This is a genomic window from Vibrio sp. 1874, assembly GCF_033344395.1.
Classification (GTDB): Bacteria; Pseudomonadota; Gammaproteobacteria; order Enterobacterales; family Vibrionaceae; genus Vibrio; species Vibrio alginolyticus.
Genome location: NZ_JAWPOR010000042.1, coordinates 1 through 3,297 on the forward strand (window position 1 = coordinate 1; position 3,297 = coordinate 3,297).

5 protein-coding genes are annotated in these 3,297 nt (G+C 39.7%); all 5 read left to right on the forward strand.

Features of this window, described 5'->3' with window-relative positions:
• Positions 1-95 precede the first annotated feature (95 nt).
• On the forward strand, positions 96-494 hold the full coding sequence (locus tag R8N46_RS24230; RefSeq protein ID WP_017821406.1) for a DUF6232 family protein: 399 nt from the start codon (positions 96-98) through the stop codon (positions 492-494).
• 139 nt (positions 495-633) lie between these two features.
• A complete protein-coding gene (locus R8N46_RS24235) occupies positions 634-1,128 on the forward strand; it encodes a GNAT family N-acetyltransferase (protein ID WP_171346368.1) in 495 nt (164 codons plus the stop codon).
• 117 nt (positions 1,129-1,245) lie between these two features.
• A complete protein-coding gene (locus R8N46_RS24240; RefSeq protein ID WP_054579716.1) occupies positions 1,246-1,791 on the forward strand; it encodes a GNAT family N-acetyltransferase in 546 nt (181 codons plus the stop codon).
• 143 nt (positions 1,792-1,934) lie between these two features.
• Positions 1,935-2,606 carry a DUF1643 domain-containing protein gene (locus R8N46_RS24245; protein WP_053304460.1) on the forward strand — a complete coding sequence of 224 codons (672 nt, stop codon included), beginning with the start codon at positions 1,935-1,937 and terminating at the stop codon, positions 2,604-2,606.
• Positions 2,607-2,752: 146 nt separating this feature from the next.
• Positions 2,753-3,100, forward strand: a complete 348-nt coding sequence (locus R8N46_RS24250; RefSeq protein WP_031781294.1) for a hypothetical protein — start codon at positions 2,753-2,755, stop codon at positions 3,098-3,100.
• Positions 3,101-3,297: the final 197 nt, after the last annotated feature.

The following is a 3,297-nucleotide window of genomic DNA, read 5'->3' on the forward strand; positions in this document are numbered from 1 at the left end:
CTATGCGTTAAGTTCAGTGGTTAAGGCGGTATGCGGAAACCTCGGTATTGCGTGCCTCACACCTTAACAAGGCGTTATACGAATAGAGGGAAATTATGTACAAAAATACTGATTTTAACTTGGATTCAAAAGAGTTCAGGTTTAAGAAAGACTCATATCCTTTGTCTAAGATAAACAATGTTAGGGTTAAAAAGTTAAGTTTTCTTGATAATTTAGGTCAAGTTTTATTCTGGGTGTGTGTGTTTTCAGGGGCAGTTTGGTTAGTTATTCCAAGGTTGGAAGAGGTGCCACAATGGCTACTAGTTTTAGTTCTTAGTCTGACGGTTGTAGGTTTGGTTTTTGCTCTTTTTCGTTGTTCTAAATATGCACTTCAAGTCGAGTTTCGCCACATAGATGAAACGGGCGTTCAATGGGTTAATGTAGCTAAGTCATACTCAAAGTCAGATTGTGAGTTATTTGAACAGCAAGTGTCGGCACTGAAAAAATTCGTATAACAAATTGTTCAAGAGTGATTCGGCACGCGTGGCATTTTTACCATGCGTTGGTTTTAGTGGTTAAGGTGTTATGCGGAACCTTCGGTATTGCGTGCCTCACACCTTAACAAGGCGTTATGTGCTTATGAGGAAAATTTACATGGAAGTGATAGAGGCCAACCCTGATTTGGCCCCAATATTAGCGAGTTATGCGAAAGAATGCCTAGAATCGGGTATTCCAAAATATTTGGGTGTGGAGCAAGATCCGACAGCTTATTTGTCAGGTTTGGTCGAACGTTCAAAGGCAATCTCCGAGTTACCAAAGGGATGTTTACCTAGCACAACTTACTACTGTGTATCGAACTCCGAAATTTTAGGTGCAATCCGAGTTCGCAAAGGTACTAATGCCAACGTAGAAAATGTCATTGGTCATGTTGGCTATGAAACTAGACCGTCTGCTCGTGGTAAGGGTGTAGCCTCATTTCTGCTTGCTTGGGTGCGAGACCATGTTGTCACTGATTCAGTTATTGTTACTTGTTCAATTGATAATCCCGCGTCTCAAAAGGTCATCGAAAACTGTGGTGGTGAATACCTCGGTAACTACACAGATGACAATGAGGGTACGGTAAGGCGCTACCGTTTAGCACGCACATAACAAAGCATTCAAGAGTGATTCGCAACGCTTGGCAGTTTCGCTTCGCTCAAGTATAGCCAAGCATCGCTCACACCTTAATGCGGCGTTATGCGTAATTGATGGAGTACCGAGAATTAGATGGAAGTAGTAGAAGCGGAGAAATCGGATTTAGATTCATTCTTTGTGTATCTAGAAAATCAGCTGTCTGAAAATGGCAATGGAGAAGTTCCTCTTTTCCAGCCAATGTCCAGAGAGCAAAGTGAAATTCCTGAAACAACAAAAGATAAGTTTATCCAAGGCTTTTCTCATCAGTTTGGCGACTTAGGTTGGAGAAAACTTTGGGTTGTAAAAGACACCTCTGGAAATATCAAAGGTCATGTTGATCTTCGCCACCACAGTGATGGAAGCCGTTCTCACAGGGTTCTATTAGGTATGGGCGTAGATGTTTCTTGCCGGAAGCAAGGTCTTGGTCAAAGACTCATTGATGCTGTTATAAATTTCTGCCAAGAAAAAGCTGAAATTGACTGGCTTGATCTTTGTGTATTATCAGAGAATTTCCCAGCAAAGAACCTCTACCTAAAGGCAGGGTTCAATGTTGTTGGAGAGTTCAAAGATCAATATAGAATCGACGGTTTGTCAGTCTCGGAAACAGCAATGACAAAGTACGTCAAAAATTACGCATAACAAACTGTTCAAGAGTGATTCGCAACGCGTGGCATTTTCACTATGCGTTGCGTTTGGTGTTTAAGGTGGTATGCGGGAGCTTCGGTATTGCGTTGCTCACACCTTAACAGGGCGTTATGTGTTTTCGAATAATTGGAGTTTTAATGGGATTTATTTATGCAAAAGAATTAAAAACGAAATTCTCTGTTTATGGTCACTTTTACGATCTAAAAATCAAAAATGAAACTTTCAAGTGTAGAAGTGTTTTAGAAATTGTATCCAAATCAGTTGGAGATATAGCCAGTTCAAAGCCTTGTACCTTAGTTGTTATGATGAACCCTGGTTCATCTAAACCATTAAGTGCTGATTACGTTCCGAAAACGTATTCTATTGATCAAATAATGTCTAATTCTTGGGAAAAGGAAATAGTCTCTACGCGACCAGACAATGCTCAATATCAAATTATGCGCCTTATGTTGCTAAATGAATGGAAGCATGTACGAGTTATAAACTTATCTGATTTGCGAAATGGAAACAGTGGCAAATTTTCTACTGAATTTCAAAAAGCTAAAACATTAGATAACTCTAATCCTCATAGCTTGACACATAAAGATAGACGTTGTGAGCTGAAGCAATATTGTTCAGAGAGCAAAACTGTAATTGTGGCTTGGGGCTCAACTGCTGTACTTAGAGAATCGGCTAAAACTTTTCTTAAACAAGTACCAAATGTGAAAGGGTTACCACTTGAAAGCCCTTGGTTTAGATACCCTAGTCCATATAATAAACAGCAAAAGCTTGATTGGCTTGAATCTATGAACGCGGAATTAAACACATAACAAACAATTTAAGAGTGATTCAGCACGCTTGGCATTTTGGGTTTGGGTTGAGTTTAGTGTTTACGGTGGTCAAATTAAGTGTCGTAGTCGCGTGCTTCACACCTTAATTGGGCGTTATGCGCTCGCAGAAATGGAGATAATCAATCATGGAAGATTTAGCTAATTCGTTAAGAAGTTCTGGCCTAAAAGTCAAAATTAAAAAAGGAAAAATTGCAGTTCGGCTTGACGGGCTTTCAAATCCGGTTTCGATAATAAAAGATATACCTGATGATGAGTATAAAGTGAAAACTAATGATTCGATTCTATCGATAATTGCCTGTCTTTTGCTATTTATTGGTCTGTCAGGTATTTATGAGTTTAGTGGTAATGCTTTGATAAATATTGCACTTATCTCCGTTTCTATATTGTCTTTTGTTACAGTGTTACTTACAGAGTTTAAGCTGACTAAATTACGCGCTACTGTAGTTGCGTTCAATCGTGGAGAACGCGCATAACAAATTGTTCAAGAGTGATTCGGCACGCGTGGCATTTTTACTATGCGTTGGTTTTAGTGGTTAATGTGGTATGCGGAGACTTAGGTATTGCGTGCCTCACACCTTAACAGGGCGTTAGGCGACATGAGACAAACGATAGACTAGTGGGTAGTATCTTGGCGTGAATCTAGCTTCAGTTAACAGAAAAGGAGTGGATT

Coding starts and splice junctions, on each gene's coding strand:
- R8N46_RS24235 (WP_171346368.1), top strand. CDS start 634: ATGGAAGTGATAGAGGCCAACCCTGATTTGGCCCCAATATTAGCGAGT.
- R8N46_RS24240 (WP_054579716.1), top strand. CDS start 1,246: ATGGAAGTAGTAGAAGCGGAGAAATCGGATTTAGATTCATTCTTTGTG.
- R8N46_RS24250 (WP_031781294.1), top strand. CDS start 2,753: ATGGAAGATTTAGCTAATTCGTTAAGAAGTTCTGGCCTAAAAGTCAAA.
- R8N46_RS24245 (WP_053304460.1), top strand. CDS start 1,935: ATGGGATTTATTTATGCAAAAGAATTAAAAACGAAATTCTCTGTTTAT.
- R8N46_RS24230 (WP_017821406.1), top strand. CDS start 96: ATGTACAAAAATACTGATTTTAACTTGGATTCAAAAGAGTTCAGGTTT.